At 69.2% G+C, this 20,772-nt stretch carries 24 protein-coding genes; 3 read left to right on the plus strand and 21 right to left on the minus strand.

Features of this window, described 5'->3' with window-relative positions; translation table 11 throughout:
- Window positions 1-217: 217 nt before the first annotated feature.
- Window positions 218-913, plus strand: a complete 696-nt coding sequence (locus ACRSBM_RS39765; RefSeq protein WP_434451872.1) for an Rv0361 family membrane protein — start codon at window positions 218-220, stop codon at window positions 911-913.
- A 69-nt stretch (window positions 914-982) separates the two neighbouring features.
- Here ACRSBM_RS39765 and ACRSBM_RS39770 read toward each other — a convergent pair whose 3' ends face one another.
- From ACRSBM_RS39770 to ACRSBM_RS39790, 5 genes are all read right to left on the minus strand, one after another.
- Window positions 983-1,792 (minus strand): hypothetical protein, encoded by an 810-nt coding sequence (locus ACRSBM_RS39770; protein WP_434451873.1) that lies wholly within the window; start codon window positions 1,790-1,792, stop codon window positions 983-985.
- Between the two features lie 3 nt (window positions 1,793-1,795).
- Entirely contained in the window at window positions 1,796-2,242 is a 447-nt protein-coding gene (locus ACRSBM_RS39775; protein ID WP_434453420.1) for a SigE family RNA polymerase sigma factor, read from the minus strand.
- A gap of 166 nt (window positions 2,243-2,408) precedes the next feature.
- Window positions 2,409-2,747 (minus strand): DUF952 domain-containing protein, encoded by a 339-nt coding sequence (locus ACRSBM_RS39780; RefSeq protein ID WP_434451874.1) that lies wholly within the window; start codon window positions 2,745-2,747, stop codon window positions 2,409-2,411.
- A 50-nt stretch (window positions 2,748-2,797) separates the two neighbouring features.
- Window positions 2,798-3,733: a DUF5926 family protein gene (locus tag ACRSBM_RS39785; protein WP_434451875.1), complete on the minus strand. Its 936-nt coding sequence runs from the start codon at window positions 3,731-3,733 to the stop codon at window positions 2,798-2,800.
- A gap of 28 nt (window positions 3,734-3,761) precedes the next feature.
- Window positions 3,762-4,502: a glycerophosphodiester phosphodiesterase family protein gene (locus tag ACRSBM_RS39790; RefSeq protein ID WP_434451876.1), complete on the minus strand. Its 741-nt coding sequence runs from the start codon at window positions 4,500-4,502 to the stop codon at window positions 3,762-3,764.
- Between the two features lie 89 nt (window positions 4,503-4,591).
- Here ACRSBM_RS39790 and ACRSBM_RS39795 point away from each other — a divergent pair, with 89 nt between their 5' ends.
- Complete coding sequence (locus ACRSBM_RS39795) at window positions 4,592-5,776, plus strand: cytochrome P450 (protein WP_434451877.1); 1,185 nt, start codon at window positions 4,592-4,594, stop codon at window positions 5,774-5,776.
- On the opposite strand, the gene ACRSBM_RS39800 is transcribed toward ACRSBM_RS39795, so the two are convergent.
- The 6 genes from ACRSBM_RS39800 to ACRSBM_RS39825 all read right to left on the minus strand — a co-directional run bounded on the left by ACRSBM_RS39800 (window position 5,773) and on the right by ACRSBM_RS39825 (window position 11,042).
- Entirely contained in the window at window positions 5,773-6,786 is a 1,014-nt protein-coding gene (locus tag ACRSBM_RS39800; RefSeq protein WP_434451878.1) for a glycerophosphodiester phosphodiesterase, read from the minus strand. The two genes, ACRSBM_RS39795 and ACRSBM_RS39800, sit on opposite strands and share 4 nt — an antisense overlap.
- 89 nt (window positions 6,787-6,875) lie before the next feature.
- Window positions 6,876-7,301 (minus strand): carboxymuconolactone decarboxylase family protein, encoded by a 426-nt coding sequence (locus tag ACRSBM_RS39805; protein WP_434451879.1) that lies wholly within the window; start codon window positions 7,299-7,301, stop codon window positions 6,876-6,878.
- A 70-nt stretch (window positions 7,302-7,371) separates the two neighbouring features.
- The gene (locus ACRSBM_RS39810; RefSeq protein WP_434451880.1) at window positions 7,372-8,382 is read right to left on the minus strand and encodes an NAD(P)-dependent alcohol dehydrogenase; all 1,011 of its coding nucleotides are present in this window, start codon (window positions 8,380-8,382) and stop codon (window positions 7,372-7,374) included.
- Between the two features lie 35 nt (window positions 8,383-8,417).
- Window positions 8,418-9,956, minus strand: a complete 1,539-nt coding sequence (locus tag ACRSBM_RS39815) for an amidase family protein (protein ID WP_434451881.1) — start codon at window positions 9,954-9,956, stop codon at window positions 8,418-8,420.
- Between the two features lie 46 nt (window positions 9,957-10,002).
- Window positions 10,003-10,488, minus strand: coding sequence for a nuclear transport factor 2 family protein (locus ACRSBM_RS39820; protein WP_434451882.1), 486 nt, complete (start codon window positions 10,486-10,488; stop codon window positions 10,003-10,005).
- Entirely contained in the window at window positions 10,485-11,042 is a 558-nt protein-coding gene (locus ACRSBM_RS39825; RefSeq protein ID WP_434451883.1) for a hypothetical protein, read from the minus strand. The genes ACRSBM_RS39820 and ACRSBM_RS39825 overlap by 4 nt, the downstream gene beginning before the upstream one ends.
- Before the next feature lie 132 nt (window positions 11,043-11,174).
- Between ACRSBM_RS39825 and ACRSBM_RS39830 the strand changes: the two genes are divergently transcribed.
- Window positions 11,175-11,828 (plus strand): TetR/AcrR family transcriptional regulator, encoded by a 654-nt coding sequence (locus tag ACRSBM_RS39830; RefSeq protein WP_434451884.1) that lies wholly within the window; start codon window positions 11,175-11,177, stop codon window positions 11,826-11,828.
- On the opposite strand, the gene ACRSBM_RS39835 is transcribed toward ACRSBM_RS39830, so the two are convergent.
- The 10 genes from ACRSBM_RS39835 to ACRSBM_RS39880 all read right to left on the minus strand — a co-directional run bounded on the left by ACRSBM_RS39835 (window position 11,825) and on the right by ACRSBM_RS39880 (window position 20,731).
- Entirely contained in the window at window positions 11,825-12,730 is a 906-nt protein-coding gene (locus tag ACRSBM_RS39835; protein WP_434451885.1) for a DUF4328 domain-containing protein, read from the minus strand. The genes ACRSBM_RS39830 and ACRSBM_RS39835 overlap by 4 nt on opposite strands.
- A 2-nt stretch (window positions 12,731-12,732) precedes the next feature.
- A complete protein-coding gene (locus ACRSBM_RS39840) occupies window positions 12,733-13,071 on the minus strand; it encodes a rhodanese-like domain-containing protein (RefSeq protein WP_434451886.1) in 339 nt (112 codons plus the stop codon).
- 60 nt (window positions 13,072-13,131) lie between these two features.
- Window positions 13,132-13,911: a hypothetical protein gene (locus ACRSBM_RS39845; RefSeq protein WP_434451887.1), complete on the minus strand. Its 780-nt coding sequence runs from the start codon at window positions 13,909-13,911 to the stop codon at window positions 13,132-13,134.
- On the minus strand, window positions 13,908-14,402 hold the full coding sequence (locus ACRSBM_RS39850) for a SigE family RNA polymerase sigma factor (protein ID WP_434451888.1): 495 nt from the start codon (window positions 14,400-14,402) through the stop codon (window positions 13,908-13,910). Before ACRSBM_RS39850 ends, ACRSBM_RS39845 begins: the two co-directional genes overlap by 4 nt.
- A 115-nt stretch (window positions 14,403-14,517) precedes the next feature.
- Window positions 14,518-16,110, minus strand: a complete 1,593-nt coding sequence (locus tag ACRSBM_RS39855) for a solute symporter family protein (protein WP_434451889.1) — start codon at window positions 16,108-16,110, stop codon at window positions 14,518-14,520.
- Complete coding sequence (locus ACRSBM_RS39860) at window positions 16,107-16,457, minus strand: DUF485 domain-containing protein (RefSeq protein ID WP_434451890.1); 351 nt, start codon at window positions 16,455-16,457, stop codon at window positions 16,107-16,109. The genes ACRSBM_RS39855 and ACRSBM_RS39860 overlap by 4 nt, the downstream gene beginning before the upstream one ends.
- Window positions 16,458-16,714: 257 nt before the next feature.
- A complete protein-coding gene (locus ACRSBM_RS39865) occupies window positions 16,715-18,514 on the minus strand; it encodes a cation acetate symporter (RefSeq protein ID WP_434451891.1) in 1,800 nt (599 codons plus the stop codon).
- 1 nt (window position 18,515) lies between these two features.
- On the minus strand, window positions 18,516-18,944 hold the full coding sequence (locus tag ACRSBM_RS39870; protein WP_434451892.1) for a hypothetical protein: 429 nt from the start codon (window positions 18,942-18,944) through the stop codon (window positions 18,516-18,518).
- Window positions 18,941-19,798 (minus strand): LytR/AlgR family response regulator transcription factor, encoded by an 858-nt coding sequence (locus ACRSBM_RS39875; RefSeq protein ID WP_434451893.1) that lies wholly within the window; start codon window positions 19,796-19,798, stop codon window positions 18,941-18,943. Before ACRSBM_RS39875 ends, ACRSBM_RS39870 begins: the two co-directional genes overlap by 4 nt.
- 72 nt (window positions 19,799-19,870) lie before the next feature.
- Window positions 19,871-20,731 carry a S49 family peptidase gene (locus ACRSBM_RS39880; RefSeq protein WP_434451894.1) on the minus strand — a complete coding sequence of 287 codons (861 nt, stop codon included), beginning with the start codon at window positions 20,729-20,731 and terminating at the stop codon, window positions 19,871-19,873.
- Between the last annotated feature and the right edge of the window lie 41 nt (window positions 20,732-20,772).

Consider the following 20,772-nt stretch of genomic DNA (forward strand, 5'->3'; position numbering starts at 1 on the left):
GTCATCTCCCTCGTTGCTGTCGCGACCTATCCTGGCCGCTTCCACCACGGGGACGGCGCCGAAACGCGGATCTCGACATGGTCGGCCGAGATCTTTTCGCCTGGTTGTGGCAAGCCTCGCACTACCTTGGGTGCGGGACCGTTGCGCTGCCGGGCAGCGGCAGCGAGTACCACAATGCCGTTCGAAAAGATCAGTCGTTCACATCGGGGGAGTTTCGATGACCTACCCACCGCAGCCGCCCGGTCCTTACGGCCAGCAACCGCCGCCCGGCTACGGCCAGCAGCCCGGCCCATATGGCCAGCAGGGACCGCAAAGCGGTGGCTTCCCGCAGCAGGGCTACGGGCAGCCCGGTCCGTACGGCCAGCAGCCCGGCTACGGCGGGTTCGGCGGCCCGCCGCCCAAGAAGAGCAACGCCGGCCTGATCATCGGCGTCGTCGTCGGCGTGCTGGTGCTGGTCGGCGGTGGCATCACCGCGGCCGTCATGCTCTCCGGCAACGACTCCGGCGGCTCCACCACCGCGTCATCCGACTCGGGCGACAGCAGTTCGGGCGACGCCGACGCCGATGTCAGGAAGGTCGCGCAGGACTACATCGCCGCGGTCACCGCCAAGAACGAGAGCAGGATCAAGTCACTGTCCTGCAAGGCGGTGCTCGACGAGTACGAGGAGCTGGCGAAGTCCGCCACGCCGGAGCAGAAGAGGCTGGTGGAGGAACTGGAGAACGCGCCCTCGCCCCGGATCACCTACAAGGGCGCCACCGTGTCCGGCAGCGAGGCGAAGGTCAGGTTCAACACCGTCACGTCCTACGGTGGTCAGCCCCAGTCGACCGATGTCGAGTACACGTTCAAGAAGGAGTCTGGCAAGTGGACGTACTGCCAGCTCATCAAGGACCTGAAGCTGCCTGGAATGAAGTGACCTGACGTCGCACCTCGGCCTGGGTCCCGGGGCTCGCCCCACCCTCGCCCCGGCGGGACTTCGGCAGGCTCAGGCGGTGGTGCAGTCGTTGGCGGCCAGGCGCATCAGGACCGTGGTCACCTTCGTGCCGTCGTTCTCGAAGACGTACGACCATCTCGGTGTCGCGGCCATCTGCACGACCAGGCTGGAACCGTTCTGCGCGGCGGTCGGATAGGCGTCCTTCACCTCGGTCACCGTCGAGCCGACGCCGATGTTCTTGGTCGTCTTGGCGTAGCTCGGCACAGTGATCCGCACGATCCCCTCGGCCGGCGAGATGATCACGGCGTTGCCGTCCGCCACCGTCTTCGTCGCGTAGGCCTTGCACCTGTTGTCCGGGTCGGCCGCGCTGCCGGGTTCGACCAGCGATCCGGTCTTCAGCGCGTCGGCCTCGGACATCCCGAGAGCAAGCGTGCCGTACCGGCCCGGCTGCGCCTCCGGGGTGGCCGGCGACGACGCGGTGCTGGAGCGCGGTTTGCTCGGAGATCCGGTGTTCGGGCCGCCGGGGTTGCCGCCGTTGGTCGCCGGTGGCTGCTCGACGGTCTTGGTCACCGTCGAGGTGACCGTGCTGACCGACGGCGGGGGCGGGGTCGTCGTGGCACCCGAGGACGCCGTCTGCAGGAGCGCGCCGACCGGGCTGTCCGCACTCAGCAGGCCCAGCTGGGGCACCCCGAGACCGAGACCGATCAGGGCCACCACGACGAACGCGCCGGAGACGGCGGTGCGCCGGCGGCGGCGCCGGTCGGCACCGCGGACCACCGCCTCGGTCGAGACCGGCGTGGAGTGGACGTCCAGCCGATCGTCGCTGAAGAGCTTGCGCAGCTCGTCGTCGAGGTCGTCCACCGGTCAGTCCCTTCCCAGGCGTGTTCGCAGATTCGCCATCGCCTTGCTGCTCTGGCTCTTCACCGTGCCGCACGAGATTCCGAGGGCGTGCGCGATCTCGGCCTCCGAGAGGTTCTCGTAGTAGCGCAGGACGATCACCGCGCGCTGCCGTGGCGGCAGTTCGCGCAGCGCCTGCCAGAGCGGTTCGTTCTCGAGCCTGCTCAGCTCGGGTGGCACCGCGCCGTTGTCGGGGAAGTCCGCGACGAGACTTTCCCGGCGGCGCCGGCGCCAGATGCTGATGTGCGTGTTCGCCATCGCGCGGCGGACATAAGCCAGCGGGTCGTCACCCTTGCGTTGCACGGCGAGCCAGCGTGAGCCGACCTTCTCCAGCACGGACTGCACGAGATCGGCCGAGTCGTGCGGGTTACCGGTGAGCGCATGGCCATATCGCAGAAGTCCGGGCATCGACATGCGCACGAACTCAGCGAAATCCCCCACGGCTTCCGCTCTTCCCCCGCCGCTTTCGGCGGCCAACTCCAGCTGCAGCACCGCCGTCACGGCACACCCCCTCCCCTGAAGCAGCGAACTGACTTCGGGGAGTTCACGCCCGGACGCGCGGAACGGTTGCCTTACTCAATCACAGAACGGCAACGGCTTCCGGCAGGACGAACGAGCCGTCCGGCCGGCACGGGAAGTCGTGGGTCTCCAGCACCGCCGCGACCGGGATCGGGCCGTAGACGTGCGGGAACCACAGCGGTGAGTCCGCCACCGCCTCCCACCTGACCGGCACGTCGAGCAGCTTCGGGTCGATGACGAGCAGCAGCAGCCCGCTCTGCCCGTGGAAGAACCTGCCCGCCGTCACGTGCACGACACCGCGGTCGGAGCAGTGCACGAACTCCTCGCCGGCGGCGGGCGAGATGGAACCGGCCGACCGGGCAGCAGCCCAGCCGGCCGTCGAGATGATGTGCAGCAGCACTTATCCACAACTTCCTGTGGACAACGTTGTGGACAACGCTGTGGACGGACCTACCGGAGGGTGATCTGACGGCCGCGGAGGCCGTCCCGGGCCCGGCGCTCGGCGTCGCTCAGCGGCTCGTCGGAGGCCAGCGCCTCCAGCAGGCGCCGGCCCAGTGCCTCGGCCGGCTCGGCCCACTCGCGGGCGTGCATCTCGCGGTCCAGGTCCCAGACCGGCACGAGCAGGCCGTGCGCACGGAACGACCCGGCGTACCGGGAACCCTCGCCGAGGTCGAGCTCGCCGCGGGCGGCCAGGCGCGCCATCGCGGGCAGCAGCTTCTCCTCCGGCTCCGGGCGGACCCAGCGCAGGTGCGCCTTGTCGCCCGCGTCCACCCAGTACGCGGCCTTCACGCCGGGGGCGTCGAGGCGCTCGGTCGGCAGGATCGCGGCGTTCGCGCGCTCCAGCGACAGCGCGACGTCACCGGTCGGCTCGGTGCCCTCCGGCATCCACCAGATGAAGTCGGTGTGCAGCACGGGCGTGATGTCGGCCTCGGGGTCGAGCAGGTCCTGCAGCCGGCCGGGGTTCTCGCCGTTGTCCGGCCCGACGACCGGCAGCACGTCACCGGTCTTCGCCTGCTGCGCCCACTGCAGCGCCCGCGCCAGGTCGCGGCTGATGTCACCGGACCGCGTCTGGACCTGCAGCCCCACGAACGGCACGTCGTCGCCGCGGATCAGGCCGGCGGCGGCCATGGGCAGCACGGTCGCCAGCGTGACCTCGCGCCCGTCCTTGACCGGCAGCTTCACGATCGCCGACGGCACGAACTCGCGCAGCGCGATCAGCTCGCACTCGGCGGCCAGCCCCTCGAACGGCCGGGACACGATCACGTCGGTCGCGCCGCCGGGCGCGCCGTGGCAGGCCTTGTAGCGCTTGCCGGACCCGCACGGGCAGGGCTGCTTCGGGTTGATCCCGTCCTTTGGTGCGTCCTTGACCGCGGTCCGCTTGGCCACCTCGGCCCCTCCTCGTGCTCGGGCTTGTCTAGGTCGCCAAGTTAGCCGTCAACAGGCGGCGGGTGTTCGCCGGGGCGTTCGTCGCGAGGTAGCGGACCCCCAGGTCACGGCACAGCGCGATGTCCTCGGCGCCGTCCACCGTCCACACGTACGTCTCGTGACCGGCACGCTTGGCCCGATCGACGTAACCGGGGTCGTTGCGCAGCATGTGCACGCCCGGCCCGGTGTAGTCGGCGAACGGCGGCAGCGCGCCGCCGCGATACCGGCCGAGGCGGTCGAGCAGCAGCACCGTGCGGATGTCCGGTGCCTGCTCGCGGAACGCCTTCACCGCCGTCGGCGAGAACGACATCATGACGATCTGCGAGCTCAGCCCGTGCTTCTTCAGCGCCTCGGCGAGCTTGCCTTCGATCTCGTTGCGGTACCGGACCGGGTGCTTGGTCTCGACGAAGAGCTCCACGGACGAGCCCTTGACCAGGTCCAGCAGCTCGTCGAGCACCAGCAGGTCCGCGGGCTGGCCGTGGCGATGCCAGCTGCCGTAGTCGAACTTCCGCAACTCGGCGAGCGTGAGCGCGCTGACCGTGCCACGGCCGTTCGACGTGCGGGCAAGCGTGCGATCGTGCACACACACGATCTCGCCGTCACGCGACAACCGGATGTCGCACTCCAGCCCGTCCGCTCCCTCCTTCAAGGCCAGCTCGTAAGCGCCGATGGTGTGCTCAGGACGGTCGGTGGACGCGCCACGGTGCGCGACGATCGAGGGCTGCTGCACACACCAGACGATAGTTCCTGCGCAACAATTTGAGTCATCAATCAAATTGACGTGGACGAAACGCCGATCGCGACTTACCGTCCCGCCTTGTGACGTTCGACCAGCGTGATCCCGAGTTCATCGCCGACCCGTACCCGGCCTTCGCCGCCCTCCGCGAAGCCGGTGAGGTGCACCACCACGAGCAGATGGGTGTCGCGGTCGCCGTCTCGCACGCCGCCTGCTCCACGGTGCTGCGGCACCGCTCGTTCGGCCGGATCTGGTCGGACGCGAAGCCGGTCGAGCAGTTCATGGCGTTCAACCTCCTGCACCGCAACTCGATGCTGGAGAACGAGCCGCCCACCCACACCCGCCTGCGCCGCCTGGTCGCCGCCGCGTTCGGCCGCGGCCACGTCGAACGCCTGCGTCCCTGGGTCGCCGACCTGGCCGACCGGCTGGTCGACGAACTGGTCGCCAAGATCTCCGGCCAGGGCCAGGGCGACCTGCTCGCCCACGTCGCCGCACCACTGCCGGTCGAGGTGATCGCCGAACTGCTCGGCGTCCCTCAGCAGGACCGCTACCTGCTGCAGCCGTGGTCGAACGCCATCGTGAAGATGTACGAGTACGGCCTTCCCGCCGAACAACAGGCCCTGGCGGAACGCGCCTCCACCGAGTTCGTCGCCTACCTGCGCGAACTGATCCCGTTGCGCCGCAAGAACCCCGGCCCGGACCTCGTCTCCGACCTGGTCGCCGTCACCGACACCGACGGCGCCAGGCTCACCGAGGACGAACTGGTCGCCACCGCCGTGCTCCTGCTGATGGCAGGCCACGAGGCCACCGTGAACGTGATCGGCAACGGCGTCTACGCCCTGATGCGGCACCGCTCGCAGTGGGAACGCCTCTCCCCCGAGCTGATGCCCACGGCCGTCGAGGAACTGATCCGCTTCGACTCGCCGTTGCAGCTCTTCGAACGCACCGCCACCGAACGCGTGGAGATCGCCGGCCACGTCGTCGAACCCGGCGAGAAGGTCGCCGCCCTGCTCGGCGCCGCCGCGCGCGACCCCTTGGTCTTCGAGAACCCGGACACGCTCGACATCGGCCGCGAGAAGAACCAGCACCTCGGGTTCGGCATGGGCATCCACTACTGCCTGGGCGCGCCACTGGCCCGCATCGAGGTGGAGGCGGCGCTGTCGGCGTTGCGCCGCAAGCTGCCCGGCGCGGTGCTGGCCGAGGAACCGAACCGGCGCGCGGAGTTCGTGATCCGCGGCCTGCACTCGCTGCCGCTGGCCGCGGGCTAGCGCTTCGGATAGCGCTTCGGGAGCTTGAACCCGCGTTCCTTCATCACTTTCCGCAGCCGGTCCGGGTAGTCGGTGATGATGCCGTCCACCCCGTCGTCGATCAGCTTGTGCATCGTCGCCGGGTCGTTCACCGTCCACGGGACCACCTTGAGCCCGTGGCGGTGAGCGTCGGCGACGAGCTCCTTAGTGGTGAAGGGAACGTAGTTCGGGTCGCCGACCTTGCCGTTCTGCGGGTTGCCGTGCACCGGCGACAGGGCATGGGCACCGAAACTGCGAACCGCCTTCGCGACGCTGCCACCGAAGTCGTCCAGGTTCAGCCCGCCCGTCCACGGCGAGCCCGGCCGCAGGAACTCCGGCTGCGTCAACGCCACCACCGGGATCCGCGGCTCGACTTCTTTGAGCCGCATCAACGTGCCCCAGTCGAACGACTGAACCGTCACGTTGGACATGAACCCGGACCGCCGAATCTCCCGCACGGCGCGCTGCACGAACTGCTCACGCGGCGCGGTCTCGTGCGGCGCGGCGGCCTCGACCTTGGTCTCGATGTTGAAGCGGACGCCCCATGCCCGGTGCCTGCGCACCAGGTCGAACAGCTCGGCCAGCGTGGGCATGCGGGCGCCCGGCGACAGTTCCTGGTCCGGGTACTGCGACCACCTGGTGCTGCCGCAGTCGAGCGTCCGCACCTGGGCGAACGTCAGGTCCTTCACGTACTTGCCGGCGTAGGGGAACTCCGGGTCACCGGGGAACGCGGGCGCCGTGTCGAGGCACTTCGCCGGGTTCGTCCTGCGGTCGTGGGTGATGACCTCGCGGCCGTCCCTGGTGATCTGGAGGTCGAGCTCCAGCGTCGTCACGCCGAGCTCGAGCGCCTTGCCGAACGCCTTGAGCGTGCTCTCCACGGTCAGGCCGATGCCGCCGCGGTGTGCCTGGAGGTCGAAGTCCCTGTGGTGGTGCGCCTGGGCCACGCCTGGTGTGACCAGTGCGATCACCAGAGCCCCGATGAGTGTCCGCATCCACCCAACCTGGCACCGACGGGTCAGGCCTGGAAGCCCTTGAGGAAGAACGCCCACTGAACAGACGAGAACACGCCGGGGAGCAGGTGTCAGCTCGGTGTAGCCACCGCGCAGCTTGCTCCGGGAGTGACGACGAGTGTCTCCCGCATCATGTTCGACGCGGACATCAAGCTGGAGATGATGCACAGGTCGTGGATCTCGGTTTCGGTGAAGTGCTCGTGCATGCGGCGCCAGATGTCGTCATCCGCGGACAGGCCGTGGTGATCATTCATGAAGCGCTGCGTGAACTCGATGACCAGGCGTTCGCGGATCGTGAATCCCGGCCACGTCGGGTAGTTCGGAATGTTGTCGTACCATTCGTCACTGATCGGCTCACCGGCATACTCCGCGGAATCGCGCGCGGCGCGCCACTGGGAACAAGAGTCGCAGTCGACGGTCCATGCCGCGTAGTAGCGCGCCGCTTCCCGCTCCTTGGGTGTCACCGTGGAGTCGTTGACGCGCAGGGTGTTGCTCACTTTTCGCAGCGTGTCACGCAGGTCCGGCGATCCGATCTCGGTCTGGATGTAGAGCAACGGGTGCCGGCCTTCAGGAACTCTTGTTCTCACGAATGCCTCCCTCGTTCTGCCCGTCGATGTCGACGATGCGCTTTCCCCGCACACCGCCCGATTCGACGGCGCGGTGGGCCGCGGCGATGTCGGAGAGCGGATGGACGGCGTCCACGACCGGTCGCAGCTGTCCGCTTTCGGCGAGCCGGGTGGCCTCGGCGAACAGTTCCCGCCCTGGGTTGCCGCTGAAGAACCGCACCCGCCGGGAGCCGTGCACCGCCGACGCGGCGATGTAGGCGAATGAGCGTGCGATGTGTTTGAGGTCGAAGCTGATGGCCACCATCCGGCCCTTGGGCGTGAGCAGCTTGCGGAAGGCGGCGAGCTCGGTACCCACGGTGTCGAACACGACGTCGAACGCGCCGAGGTCGGCCGGGCCGGTCGTGGTGTAGCTGAAAACCTCGTCCGCGCCAAGGCTTCGCACGAAGTCGAGGTTGCTCGGTCCGGCCAGGCCGGTGACATGTGCGCCCATCGCCTTGCCCACCTGGACAGCCAGGCTGCCCATGCCGCCACTGGCACCCCGCACGAGCAACCGCTCGCCACGGGTGAGGTGGGCCTTGTCGCGCAGGCCGATGATCGGCACCACGGCTGCCACCACGGACGCCGCCTCGACCGGGGTGAGGTTGCCCGGGGCGAGCGAGACGCGCTGTGGATCCACCGTCAGGTACTCCGCCGCGGCGCCGGTCTGCGCGCCCGCCTCGGCGGTGCGCGGCAGCACGCCCCACACGCGGTCGCCCGTCCGCAGCCCTGAGCGGCCGGTGCCGGTGTCGGCGACCTCGCCCACGAAGTCCACGCCGACACCCTTGGGGAAACGTTTGCCGGTCAGGAGCTTCAGCTCCCCGGAGCGGGCGCTGAGCTCGCCGCCGTTGATGCTGGTCGCCTGGACCCGCACCAGGATGTGGCCCGCAGGTACCTGGGGCACCGGAGCCTTTCCTTCGTACAGCACCTCCGGCGGCCCGTAGCGGTCGTACTGCGCCGCGCGCATCAGTGCCATTTTCCTGCTCCTCTCCGTGTTGATCTTGATCCGAGTCACCGTGTGTGTCGTGGCCAGCCGATGGCCCGCTCGATCGTCTCGGCCGCGGCCAGCAGCCGCTCGTCGGCGAACTTCCGGCCGACGAACATGACCCCGGCCGGCAGACCGTCGGCGACGCCGAGCGGGAGCGTGATGGCCGGGTGGCCGGTCACGTTCGACGGCGCGGTGTTGCCGACCAGGCTCCACGCCCGCAGCGCGCGAGTGGCCGGGTCGAGATCGGGCGCCACCGGGTGCGCCAGTACCGGGACGGTGGGCATGGCCAGCACGTCGCACCCGGCGAGCGCCCGGTCGTAGCCCTCGGTGATCAGGCGGCGCAGGTTGGCCGCCCTGGCGTAGTGGCGGCCACGGCCGTTCCACGCCGCGGCGCTTCCCATGATCAGCATGAGCTTGAGCGTCGGCGCCATGGCGTCCGCCGCGTTCGCGAACCCCTTCTGCAGCGCCGCCGCGAGCTCGGGCCAGTAGTGGCTGCCGTTGCCGAACGTGGCGCCGCCGCTGCGCATCTGGTCGGCGAAGCTCTCCGGAAACAGGTTGAACGCGATCGGCCCGGACAACCGGTGTTCCGGCACCGAGACGCGGGTGATCGTCGCTCCGAGCTCGCGGAGCTGGTCGAGGGACGCGGTGAACGCCCGGCCGACCTCCGGTGCCACTCCGAGCGCTGGGTCCAGTCCCTCGTCCAGCACCCCGATGCGCAGACCCTCGAGCGACGCCGCCGCCGACTCGACCGCGGCCACGGCGTCGATCCGCGGCAGCTGCGTGGGCTGGCGCGGGTCCGGGTCCAGGTCGTCGGTCCCGGCCAGCACCTGCAGGACTGCCGCGACGTCCGCCGTGGTGCGGGCGAGCGGGCCGATGTGGTCGAGCAGCGGCTCGCCGCCGAGCACACCGGAGTGCGGTACCAGGCCGTGGGTGGGCTTGAGGCCGATGAGCCCGCACCACGCCGCCGGGATGCGCACCGATCCGCCGGAATCCGCTCCGACGGCGACGTCGATGTCGTCGTAGTACAGCGCGGCCGCCGAGCCACCGGACGAGCCGCCCGCCGTCCGCGTGGTGTCCCACGGGTTCAGCGTCGGACCGTAGAAGCTCGTGTCGCCGCCGGGGGCGACACCCATGTCGTCCATGTTGGTGATGGCCGAGATGTGCCCGCCCGCGTCGAGCAACCTGCGCACCACGGTGCTGTCGCGGTCGGGCACGAACCCCTGCAGCAACGACGAGCCCGCCGTCATGGGGACGCCGGCCACCGCCATGCAGTCCTTGACCGCGATCCCGGCGCCGGACAGCAGCCCGTGCGCGCCCGGCTTGCGCACGGAGCACCAGCGAACGACCGCGTTGTAGGGATCCCGGCTCGCGTCGACGTCGTCGTGCACGACGCGATCCGCTTCCGCCACCATCGGACCCGAAGGCGCTTGCAGGTCGTCCATCGCCGAGATGATCGGCGTCATCTGGGCAACCGCGGGGAGGACGGTGGCGGCGGCCGACCGCGACATGCCCCACGAGGAGGCGTGGTCGTAGAACGCTTCCTCGGTGATCGTGTGCGGCATGCCGCACCCCTTCCGTTCGTAACCTTGTGGTTGGACGCCGGCCGGGTCAGCCGAGCGCCATGAATCGTTCGGCGACCCATCCCCGGTCGAACGACGTGAACGCGTCGACGGTCAGGACGAGGTCGCTGATCCGCCACCCCGCCGGGGTCAGTTCGTGCTGCTCGCGGTACCGGCCCAGGTGCCACGCGGCCGTCCCGTTGATCGTCAGGGGCTGGCAGAGGTACCAGGTGGAGCGGGCACTCAGCAGATCGCCGGCCACCTCGACATCGCCGCTGACGATGTAGTGCAGCGACCACTCCAGCCGGGCCGCGACGTCGGCGAAGTGCGTGCGCAGCTCCGCGTGGCCCGCGTGCCGGCCCAGCAACTCGCCCCCGTCCCACACAGCCGTCGAGGTGAAGATCTCGTCGATGCGGTCGAGCGGGAACCCGGCGTCACACCAGCGGACATAGGCCATCTGCGACGCCCGGACACTTTCCACGGCCTCCAAGCGCGCCACCCTGGCCTCGAGCGACGCGCTCGGTGCCGTGGTCATCCGGCCTCGTCGAACTTCACGACGGTGGTGAGCTCGCCACCCTCGGACTCGGCGTCGATCGTCATCGTCTGGTACTCGCCCGTCTCCGGGTCGAGGGAGTAAAAGGTGGTCGGGTAGGACGCCGGCAGCTCCACGGCGAGGACCTCGAAGTCGTTCGAGGCGTCGAGCTCGCGGTGGCGGTTGCGCGGCGGCTGGTAGAACCCCGTGCCCGCCTCCAGGCGGACCTTGCCGACGCCCTCGAACTCGAAGACCGCCCAACCCTTGATGATGTAGTTGAAGTGCACGTTGAGGTGGTGCAGGTGCCAGGGCGCGCCCTGCCACTTGTACTCGGGGTTGGCCCTGATGATGAACGCGTTGGCGAGGCCCCCGCTGTACTTCGCGACGGCCGGCAGCTGGCGCATCTCCGCCGCCGGGAATCCCTTGATCGGCTGGAAGCTGTCCGCTTCCAGGTTCATGAACATGTCCGGCTGGGCGAACGTGGCCTCGGACGGCGCGGGCGGCAGCGGGACCTCGGTGGGGGCCTCGGCGGTGGGGTTCTCCGCGGTGATCGACATGAGCTGACTCCTCTTCGTGGTCGTTCCACACTCTCTGCGACTTAGGGTACGAATTCGTACGCTACTGCTAAGTTAGCCTTTCCGGGGCAGTCGGGCAAGGCCCGACGCCGACATCACTCTTCGAGGAGCGAGATGCCACCGCGCAGTGAGCAGGCCGCCGGCGCCGAGCCCGACACCACGGACCCACGCCGCGGGCCACGCCGCCGGGGGGAGGCCCTCGAGCAGGCGATCCTGAGCGCCACCGTCGAGGAACTGACCGAGGTCGGCTACTCCGCTCTCACGGTCGACCGGGTGGCGGCCAGAGCCAAGACCAGCAAGGCCGCGATCTACCGCCGCTGGCCGGGGCTGCCGCAGTTGGTGATCGAAGCGTGTGCCCGGCACCAGATGACCGGCATCGAGGTGCCGGATACGGGGACGTACCGGACCGACGTCCTCGCGGTGCTGCGGGAGATGGCGGCGCGGATCACCGGCCCGTACGGCAGCGCCATCCGCACCATGGTCAGCGAGATCGCCCGCAGCGCCGAGTTCGCGTCACTCGCCACGTCCCAGCTCGACGTCGCCCAGCAGATCATGACGACATTGCTGGAACGCGGCATCGAGCGCGGCGAGATCGACCCGGAGGTGCGCGGCACCCGGCGCGTCACGGTCGCGACGGACCTGATCATCAAGCACCTGTTGATGACGCCGAACCCGGATGTCGACGCCGTCGTCGTCGACATCGTCGACAACATCCAGCTGCCGCTCGTGCTCAGGCCCGCGACGACCGGGTCGCGGGCGAAGGGTTAGCGCGGCGAGCCGGAGGCGCGGACCGAGCGCAACGGAGGTTCGGGCGCGTCCCTGACCTCCACCACCCGCATCAACCGGACGGACGCGGCGTCCACCGGCAGCAGCAGCGTGGTGATCCGCCGGACGACCAGCGCCGTCGCCACCGCCACCCCGGCGAGCAGCAGGTCGGCGATCGCGTGCAGCAGCACGCCGTCGGCCAGCGCCTGGGTGCTGTCGCGGAAGGACCAGAGGATCTGGATCACGAACATCAGGGCGGACGCGACCCACAGGCCCCACCACCAGCGCAGGAGCTTCGACGGGCGTGGCCGTTCGGCGGCGGGCCTGCGCGCCACGGCGTGTTCGAGCTCGGCGAGCACCGAGCCGGGAACGACGAGGTTCACGCCGGGCACGACCAGCCCGATCAGCGCGTCCCGGTCCGAGCGGGACGGCCCGTAACCCACGAGCGTCGCGGCCACGTTCCGCGCGCGCCGCACCCACAGCAGGGTGAGGACCAGCGAGAGCGCGCAGCCGGTGATCGTGATCGCCGAGGAGGACACCACCATCGCGTCCGACGCGCTCACCACGCCTGGGGACAACGCGCCGAAGCGGCTCATCGCGACCAGCACGTACCGCCAGATCTCGGAGAACGCGCCCCAGACGGCGACGAAGCCGAGCAGCCAGAGCGAGTTCTGCGCGGTCCTGCCGAGCCGGCGCACGGTGTCGACCGAGTCGGCCTGCTCGACCGTGCCGGGCACGGCCGTCGGCCAGCGCCACGCCAGCAGCGGGAAGCCCCAGCGCGGCGTGACCGGGTAGTTCGGCGGGCCGCTGTAGGACAGCCGCTGCGAGGGGTTCGACGGCTGTGGGTAGGCACCGGGTGGCGGAGTCGCCACCCAGTCCACGCGCATCGGCTGCAGCGGCTGCACGGTCAGATGACCTCGGGGTCCATGCCGTCGACGCCGCCCTCGAGCGGACGACCGGCGGCCTCCCAGTGCTGCATGCCGCCCTCGACGTTGACGGCCTCCCAGCCGTTCTGGTTGAGGTACTGGGTCACGCGGGCGGAACGGCCACCGGCGCGGCACACGACGTACAGCTGCACGTCGTTCGGCACCTCTTCGAGACGGGCGGCGATCTCGCTCATGGGGACGTGCAGCGCGCCGGGTGCGTGGCCGGCGTCCCACTCGTCCTGCTCGCGCACGTCCAGCAGGACGGCGCCCTCGGGCAGCTGCGCCGGGACGTCGGCGATCTCCACGCTTGGAACAGTCACGCCGTAGATGTTCCCATGCCGGAGGTTGCACTCACGTGAACCTCCGGCACGGGTCCACCCTCAGGCCACCTCCGCGATGGCGGGCCCGAGCCTCACGAGCTGGTCCTCGGACAGGGGCGGCGACTCCCGTCCCGGCCTCCCGTTGCCCTCGGTGGACTGCTCGATGCGGAACACCCGCCCGTCCGGCCGGTAGACCTGCAGCGTCTGCACCTTTGCCGGCGTGAGGACGGAGGGCGCCACGTCGTACAGCTGGTAGACGGTGCCGTCAGGTGCGGCCCCGCGGCGGGGTGCCCGGCAGGTCCCGACCGCCCACAGTGCCTGGTCCGCCGCTTCGACCGGCGTACCGGTGAAGCTGCCCACGGAGAGCCGCACGCTGCCGGTGCCGTGAACGTCGGTGACGTCGAACTCGTAGGTGTTGAGGACGTCCTCGTAGATGTGCCTGTCGACCTCCTGCGCGGTCAGCACGTTCGCCGCCCTGTCGCGCCACGCGGTGACCTGCTCGGCGGGGAGCCGTTCGTCACCGAAGTTCCGGGTCAACGCCACGACCGGCATCTGGATGCCGCAGTCCGACGCCGGTGTGGAGGGGTGGAGCTGCTTGCGCACCACGTCGGACACCCGCGGCCATTCCGCCGGGCTGCCGACGGGGGCCGAATGTCTCGGCATGCTCCACACCGCGGTGCCGGCCCCGATGACCGCGACGACGGCGAGGGCGCCGAGGGCCGCTCCCGCACGCCGGGCGAGCAGGCGGCGCCTGCCGAGCCTGAGCACGTCGTCCAGCGTCGTCGCGGGTGGTGGCGCGGACACGTCGAGAGCTCCGCGCAGCTCGTCTTCAATGCTCATCGAACACTCTCCGAGTTGACCGGCTCGCCGTACGCCTCGCGGAGCGCCACCAAGCCCCTGGATGTCTGACTCTTCACGTTGCCCTCCGAACAGCCCAGCTCAGCGGCTGTCTGCTCGATGGACAGGTCGTGCACGTACCGCAGCACGAGAACGGCCCGCTGCTTGGGCGGCACCCGCTGCAGCGCCGAGTGCAGATGCGAGTCGTGCTCGCCGAAGCCCCCGCCGACACCGCGTTCCGGCACGTCGGCGACCGGGTGCTCACGCCCGCGCACCCGTCGCCTGCTGTCCAGGAACAGGCGGGTCAGGATCGTGCGGACGTAGGCGTCCGCGCTGTCCCGCCGAACGCCCGGCCATTTCGCGTACGCCTTCACGAACGCGTGCTGTGCGAGCTCCTCGGCCTCCGACCAGTCACCGCACAACGCGTACGCCGTCCGCCGGGCCCAGTCGAACCTGCTCGTGAAGAACTCCGAGAACTCCTCGTCTCGTCGCACTCCGGTCCCCCATGCTCGTGCCGCCTCGCGTTCAGTACGCGGTCGGCCCGGGCAGGGTTGCACACGAAAAAACGGGCCGCCCCCGGAAGGACGGCCCGTTTCGTCGAACGTGGAGCTAGTGCGCGATGGCCTTCTCGGCGCCCGCACCGGTGAGGGAGCGGACCTCCATCTCGGCCTGCTTGGCGGGGTCGGCCTTGTCCTTGGACAGGATCGTGCCGATGTAGCCGAGCAGGAACGCGACGGGGATCGACACGATGCCGGGGTTCGACAGCGGGAAGAGCGCGAAGTCGGCGTCCTTGAACATCGAGCTCGGCGAACCGGAGACGGCCGGCGACAGGATGATCAGGGTGATCGTCACGATCAGACCGCCGTAGATGCTCCACAGCGCGCCCGAGGTGTTGAACCTCTTCCAGAACAGCGAGTAGAGGATCGTCGGCAGGTTCGCCGAGGCGGCGACCGCGAAGGCCAGCGCCACGAGGAACGCGATGTTCTGGCCGTTGGCGATGATGCCGCCACCGATGGACACGAGACCGATGACGATCGCGGTGAGGCGCGCGACCTTGACCTCGGAGTCCTTGTCCTCCTCCTTGCCCTTCTTGATGATGTTGGCGTAGATGTCGTGGGCGAACGACGCCGACGCCGTGATCGTCAGGCCTGCCACGACCGCGAGGATCGTCGCGAACGCGACCGCCGCGATCAGGCCGAGCAGGATCGGGCCACCGAGTTCCAGCGCGAGCAGCGGGGCGGCCGAGTTGGCCTTGCCGGGAGCCGCGTTGATCCGGTCCGGACCGACGAGCGCGCCGGCGCCGTAGCCCAGGACCAGCGTGAACAGGTAGAAGATGCCGATCAGCCAGATGGCCCACACGACCGAGCGACGGGCTTCCTTCGCCGTCGGCACGGTGTAGAAGCGCATCAGGATGTGCGGCAGACCCGCGGTGCCGAGCACCAGGGCCAGGGCCAGCGAGAGGAAGTCCAGCTTGCTGACGCCGGTCTTGCCGTACTGCAGGCCGGGGCCGAGGAGCTTCTCGCCCGCCTTCGGCGCGTTGTCGACAGCGGCACCGAGCAGGGTCGAGAGGTTGAAGCCGTACTTGCCGAGCACCCAGACGGTCATGACGCCGGCACCGACGATCAGCAGGACCGCCTTGATGATCTGCACCCAGGTGGTGCCCTTCATGCCGCCGATGAGGACGTAAGCGATCATCAGGGCGCCGACCACGGCGATGACCAGGGCCTGGCCACCGGTACCCGTGATGCCGAGCAGCAGTGCGACGAGGCCACCGGCACCGGCCATCTGGGCCAGCAGGTAGAAGAACGAGACGGCCATCGTCGACGTGGCGGCGGCGGCGCGGACCGGACGCTGGCGCATCCGGAAGCTCAGCACGTCACCCATCGTGTACTTGCCGGTGTTCCGCAGCAGTTCCGCGACCAGCAGCAACGCGATGAGCCACGCCACCAGGAAGCCGATGGAGTACAGGAAGCCGTCGTAGCCGTTGAGGGCGATGGCGCCCGCGATGCCGAGGAACGACGCGGCCGACAGGTAGTCGCCGGCGATCGCGATGCCGTTCTGCGGGCCGGTGAACGCGCGACCGGCGGCGAGGTAGTCGGCAGCGGTCTTCGTGTTGCGGCTCGCCCGGATGACCACGAACAGCGTGATCAGGACGAAGACACCGAAGATGCTGATGTTGAGGATCGGGCTGGACTCGTTCACTTGCCGTCTCCCTCGATCTCGTTGCGGAGCTTCTCCGCCAGCGGGTCGAGGTTCTTGTTCGCGTGCCGCACGTACAGCGTCGTGATGACGAACGTCGACACGAACTGCAGCAGGCCGAAGATGAGCCCGACGTTGATGTTGCCGATCACCTTGGTGGACATGAACCCGTGTGCGTAGTCCGCGAGCAGCACGTACAGCAGGTACCACGCGAGGAAAAGGCCGGAGACGGGGAAGACGAACTTGCGCAGACGGCTCTTCAGCTGCACGAAGTCGTCACTTGCTTGTACTTCGGCCCACTTCGTCGCATCAGGGGCCGACTCGCTCGGGGTGTGTTCGACGGTGCTCACAGTCCCCTCCTCGCGGTTCTGGTCGTAGGTGTCAGCAACGTGACGGGCACGTAATGCCTCCAGGGGCGGTCCGGTCTTGGGCGAGACCGTATGGAGACTTGAGTCACTCAGGTAAGGCCCCGTTCGTGCCGTTGCGCCCAGCAGTCAGGTGATGCGGCGAACGGTAGGTATGCGTAGACGAACAGCACTCTGCGTGACTTAGTTCACCGTTCACCGATTCGAGTGATTAATTTTCACCCATTCGAAACGGTGGTTACTCACCGTGTGCGACCGACTCCCCCGCGCTTGTCCTCGGTCATCCGCGCCTTCTCCTCCGCGGTCCCGAAGCGGGCGATGTCGCGGTCGCGGATGAAGCCCAGCGGGTCCGGGGCGTGCAACCGCAGCAGGATCTGGCTGACGTCCGCGGGCACGCGCCGGCGGGTCGCCTTGCTGACCACGATCATGATCATGAACGCGACCGGCACCGTGATCAGCGCGGGTTGCGTGATGAACGCGGGCGCCCAGCGGCCGGTGTACGAGCTGACGACGCTCACGACCTGCGCGCCGATCACCAGGCCGCCGCCGACCACGAGGCCGCACACGGCGCCCACCCAGGTGAGTCCGCGCCACCAGATGCCGAGGACGAGCAGCGGGCAGAACGTCGACGCCGCGAGCGCGAACGACATCGCCACCGTCAGTGACGCGTCGGAGCGCGGCAGCAGGAGCGCGAGCCCGATCGCGACGAGTCCGGTGAACACGGTTGCCCACCGGAAGTCACGAACCTTGCCCGGCATGATGTCCGTGGAGACCACCCCGGCGACGGACACGACGAGCCCGGACGAGGTCGACAGGAACGCCGCGAACGCACCCGCGGCGACGATCGCGCCGAGGATCTGACCGCCGAGGTTCGGCACCATCGTCTCCGGCAGCATCAGCACCGCCGCGTCGGTCTTGCCGTTCACCAGCAGCTGTGGCAGGTAGAGCCGCGACAGCACGCCCAGCACCGTCGGGAAGATGTAGAACAGGCCCAGCAGGTAGAGCACGTGCAACGCCGTGCGCCGGGCCGCCTTGCCGTCCGGGTTGGTGTAGAAGCGGACCAGGACGTGCGGCAGGCCCATCGTGCCGAGGAACGTCGCGAAGATCAGCGAGTACGTCCTGATCAGCTCGGACACACCACCGGTCTGCGGCTGCATCCAGTCGCGGTTGGTCGTCGGCGAACCGTCGACCACGGGCACCGGGCTGCCGGCGGCGAAGTCCATCGTCGTGCCGGGGCTGAGCTCGTAGACGCCGCGGCCCCAGAACACCGGCCCGTCCGCGTCCCTGCCGTCGATCTGGCCGCGCACCCGCAACGTCAGCGGTTCGTCGACGCGGACCTTCACGACCTGCTCGGACACGGTGATCGTCTCGGCCGTGGGGAACCTGACCACGCCGTCGTCGCTGATCGGCTGCGTGCCGCGGTCCGGCGAGGCGAGGAACACCACGAAGAGCACGAACGTGGGCGCGGCGATCGCGAAGAGCTTGCCCCAGTACTGGAACGCCTGCACCAGCGTGATCGCGCGCATCCCGCCGCCGAGCACGTTGACCACCACGATGACCGTGACGACCAGGCCGCCGAACCACACGGGCAGGCCGGTGATCGTGGTCAGCGTCAGACCGGCGGACTGCAGCTGCGGCACCAGATACAGCACGCCGATGCACACCACGAAGAACGTGCTGAAGTGCCGCACGTTCACCGACCCCAGCCGTGCCTCGGCGAAGTCCGGCAACGTGTACGCCCCGGAACGCCGCAGGGGCGCGGCCACGAACAGCAGCAGCGCGAGATACCCGGCGGTGAAGCCGATCGGGTACCAGAGCGCGTCGACGCCGTCCTTGAGCACGAGCCCGGCCACGCCGAGGAACGACGCCGCGGACAGGTACTCGCCGGAGATCGCGGCGGCGTTGCGGGTGGCCGGGATCGCCCGGCGCGCCACCAGGAAGTCCGGGGTGGTGTTCGCCTTGCGGGACCCGACGTACCCGAGCAGGAACGTGACGGCCGCGACGGCGACGATGGCGCTGAGGCTCCAGATGGTGGCGGTCACGTCAGCGGTCGACCATGTTCACGAAGTCGCGCTCGTGCCTTTCGGCCTGTCTGCGGAAGATCCACCCGACGCCGTAGAGGATCGGGAAGGGCGCGAGACCGAGCACGAGCCAGGGAATGGGGATGCCGAGGATCTCCAGGTCCCCGATCTGCGGGAAGAAGTAGAAGGCGACCGGCAGCAGGCACATGCCGATCAGGACCGCGAAGGCGAGTCCGAACGCGGACTTCAGCTGTTGCTTGATGAGGTCGCGGACCAGCTTCTCACCGACGCTGGTCTGCTCCTCCAGCTCGATGATCGTGCGCAGCGCCTTGCCACGGGACTTCGTGGAGTCCGCGAGCACGACCCTGCGCCGACGCGGCTTGCGGCCCTGCTCGCCGAGCCAGGCCTCGCGGGCGGGCTGCTCGGGTTTTCCCGCGTCGTGCTTGCTCACCAGCCGCTCTTCGGCGGTCGCACGATCCGTTCCTTGAGCTCCTTGGTGTGCCGGCGGCTGACCGGGAGCTCCTTCGCGCCCTCACCGGTGCCGATGACGACCGCGTAGCCGTTCGCCGTCATCCGCAGCTCGCTGACCAGCGGCAACGCCACCAGGAACGAGCGGTGGATGCGCACGAAACCCGCGTTGGCCCACCGCTCCTCGAGCTGGGCGAGCGGGATCCGCACCAGGTGGCTGCCGTCCTGGGTGTGCAGGCGGGCGTAGTCGCCCTGCGCCTCGACGTACCGCACGGACGCGCGCGGCACGAGCTTGATGGTGCCGCCGAGCTCGACGGGGATGACCTCGTCGTCGGTCGGCTCGGCCGGGTTCTGGGCCGTGGGCACCGCCTGTGCCGCCGGAGCCGCCGTGCGCCCCACCCGGTCCGCGACCCGCGAGATCGCCTTGAGGACGCGCTCCTCGTTGATCGGCTTGTTGATGAAGTCGAGCGCACCGACGTCGAACGCCGTGACGAGCGCGTCCCGTTCCTCGACACCGGTCACGAAGACGAGCGCGGGCGGATACCGGAACGCGCTGAGCACCCGTGCGAGATCCATGCCGGACAGACCGGGCATGTTGATGTCCGCGAAGACCGCGTCGACCGGCGGCAGGCCGGCCTTGGTCCGCGCCATGACCTCCTGCTCGTAGTCGCCCCTCAGGATGCGCAGGGCCTCGGCGGCGTCGAAGGCCGTGAGGACGCGCCGGATGTGGGGGCTGCTCTCGAGCAGGAACTTGATCTCGCTCAGGCCAGGAGCCTCGTCATCGACTGCGAGGACGAGGAGACCGGCGTTGTCTTGGGTACTCACTGTGTCGGGCATCTTGCCCACCAATGTGCGGTCATGTCTACGTCAGGAGTTGACTCGACACGCCCGGTGAAACCGAACTGATGCTCAGAGCCCGAATCGGGACCAGCGAGCACGTTCCTCGACGCTCGCGAGCACCTGCGCCACGAGATCGCCCGATCGGGTGGACGTACCGGCCAGTCCGAGCTTGGCCAGCAACGGCTTGCGCGGTTCCGCGATGGTCAGCTCGGCGTCCGGGAACCGCTTCGCGATGACGCTCCGGATCGTGCCGATGCCGTCGACCAGGCCGAGCTGCTGCGCCTTGTTGCCGGTCCAGACCTCACCGCTGAAGAGGTCTTCCTCGGTCTTGAGCTTGGCGCCGCGGCGTTCGACGACCCACGCCTTGAACTGCTCGTGCAGGTCGGCGTGCAGCCCCTTGAGCCACTCGACGTCCTCGGCCTTCTCGGCCTGGAACGGGTCGAGGCGCACCTTGTTCTCGCCCGCGGTGTAGACGCGGCGCTCGATGCCGGCCTTCTCCAGCAGTTCGGTGAGCCCGAAACCCGCACTCACGACACCGATGGAGCCCACGAGAGAGGTGCCGTGCGCATAGATCTCGTCACCTGCGCACGCCAGCCAGTAGCCACCGGACGCCGCCACGTCCTCACAGAACGCGAGCACCGGCACGTGCTTCTTGGTGGCCAGTTCCCGGATGCGCTCGGCGATGAGGGCGCTCTGGGTCGGCGCGCCGCCGGGCGAGTTGATGAGCAGAGCCACGGCGATCAGCCGCTCGTTGTCGAACGCGCGGTTGATCGCCGACTCGATGTTCTGGAGGCTGATCGTGTTGCGCGCGACCGGCGAGGACTGAGGCGTGATCACGCCGTGCAACCGCACCGCGGCGACGACCGGAGGCCGCTCACCCCGGTCCATGACCCTCGGAAGACGGGCCGCGATCTTGTCCGTGACGCTCATGTACTCGACAGTACGTGCGTTTCGACGCCACGCGGGAGTCC

The organism is Lentzea xerophila (genome assembly GCF_051094245.1).
GTDB classification, from domain to species: Bacteria; Actinomycetota; Actinomycetes; order Mycobacteriales; family Pseudonocardiaceae; genus Lentzea; species Lentzea xerophila.

Bases quoted from the DNA above. Each gene is read 5' to 3' on its own strand.
- ACRSBM_RS39820 (WP_434451882.1), bottom strand. From the start codon at position 10,488: ATGACCACGGCACCGAGCGCGTCGCTCGAGGCCAGGGTGGCGCGCTTG.
- ACRSBM_RS39830 (WP_434451884.1), top strand. From the start codon at position 11,175: ATGCCACCGCGCAGTGAGCAGGCCGCCGGCGCCGAGCCCGACACCACG.
- ACRSBM_RS39845 (WP_434451887.1), bottom strand. From the start codon at position 13,911: ATGAGCATTGAAGACGAGCTGCGCGGAGCTCTCGACGTGTCCGCGCCA.
- ACRSBM_RS39815 (WP_434451881.1), bottom strand. From the start codon at position 9,956: ATGCCGCACACGATCACCGAGGAAGCGTTCTACGACCACGCCTCCTCG.
- ACRSBM_RS39875 (WP_434451893.1), bottom strand. From the start codon at position 19,798: ATGCCCGACACAGTGAGTACCCAAGACAACGCCGGTCTCCTCGTCCTC.
- ACRSBM_RS39810 (WP_434451880.1), bottom strand. From the start codon at position 8,382: ATGGCACTGATGCGCGCGGCGCAGTACGACCGCTACGGGCCGCCGGAG.
- ACRSBM_RS39800 (WP_434451878.1), bottom strand. From the start codon at position 6,786: ATGCGGACACTCATCGGGGCTCTGGTGATCGCACTGGTCACACCAGGC.
- ACRSBM_RS39825 (WP_434451883.1), bottom strand. From the start codon at position 11,042: ATGTCGATCACCGCGGAGAACCCCACCGCCGAGGCCCCCACCGAGGTC.
- ACRSBM_RS39765 (WP_434451872.1), top strand. From the start codon at position 218: ATGACCTACCCACCGCAGCCGCCCGGTCCTTACGGCCAGCAACCGCCG.
- ACRSBM_RS39775 (WP_434453420.1), bottom strand. From the start codon at position 2,242: ATGTCGATGCCCGGACTTCTGCGATATGGCCATGCGCTCACCGGTAAC.
- ACRSBM_RS39880 (WP_434451894.1), bottom strand. From the start codon at position 20,731: ATGAGCGTCACGGACAAGATCGCGGCCCGTCTTCCGAGGGTCATGGAC.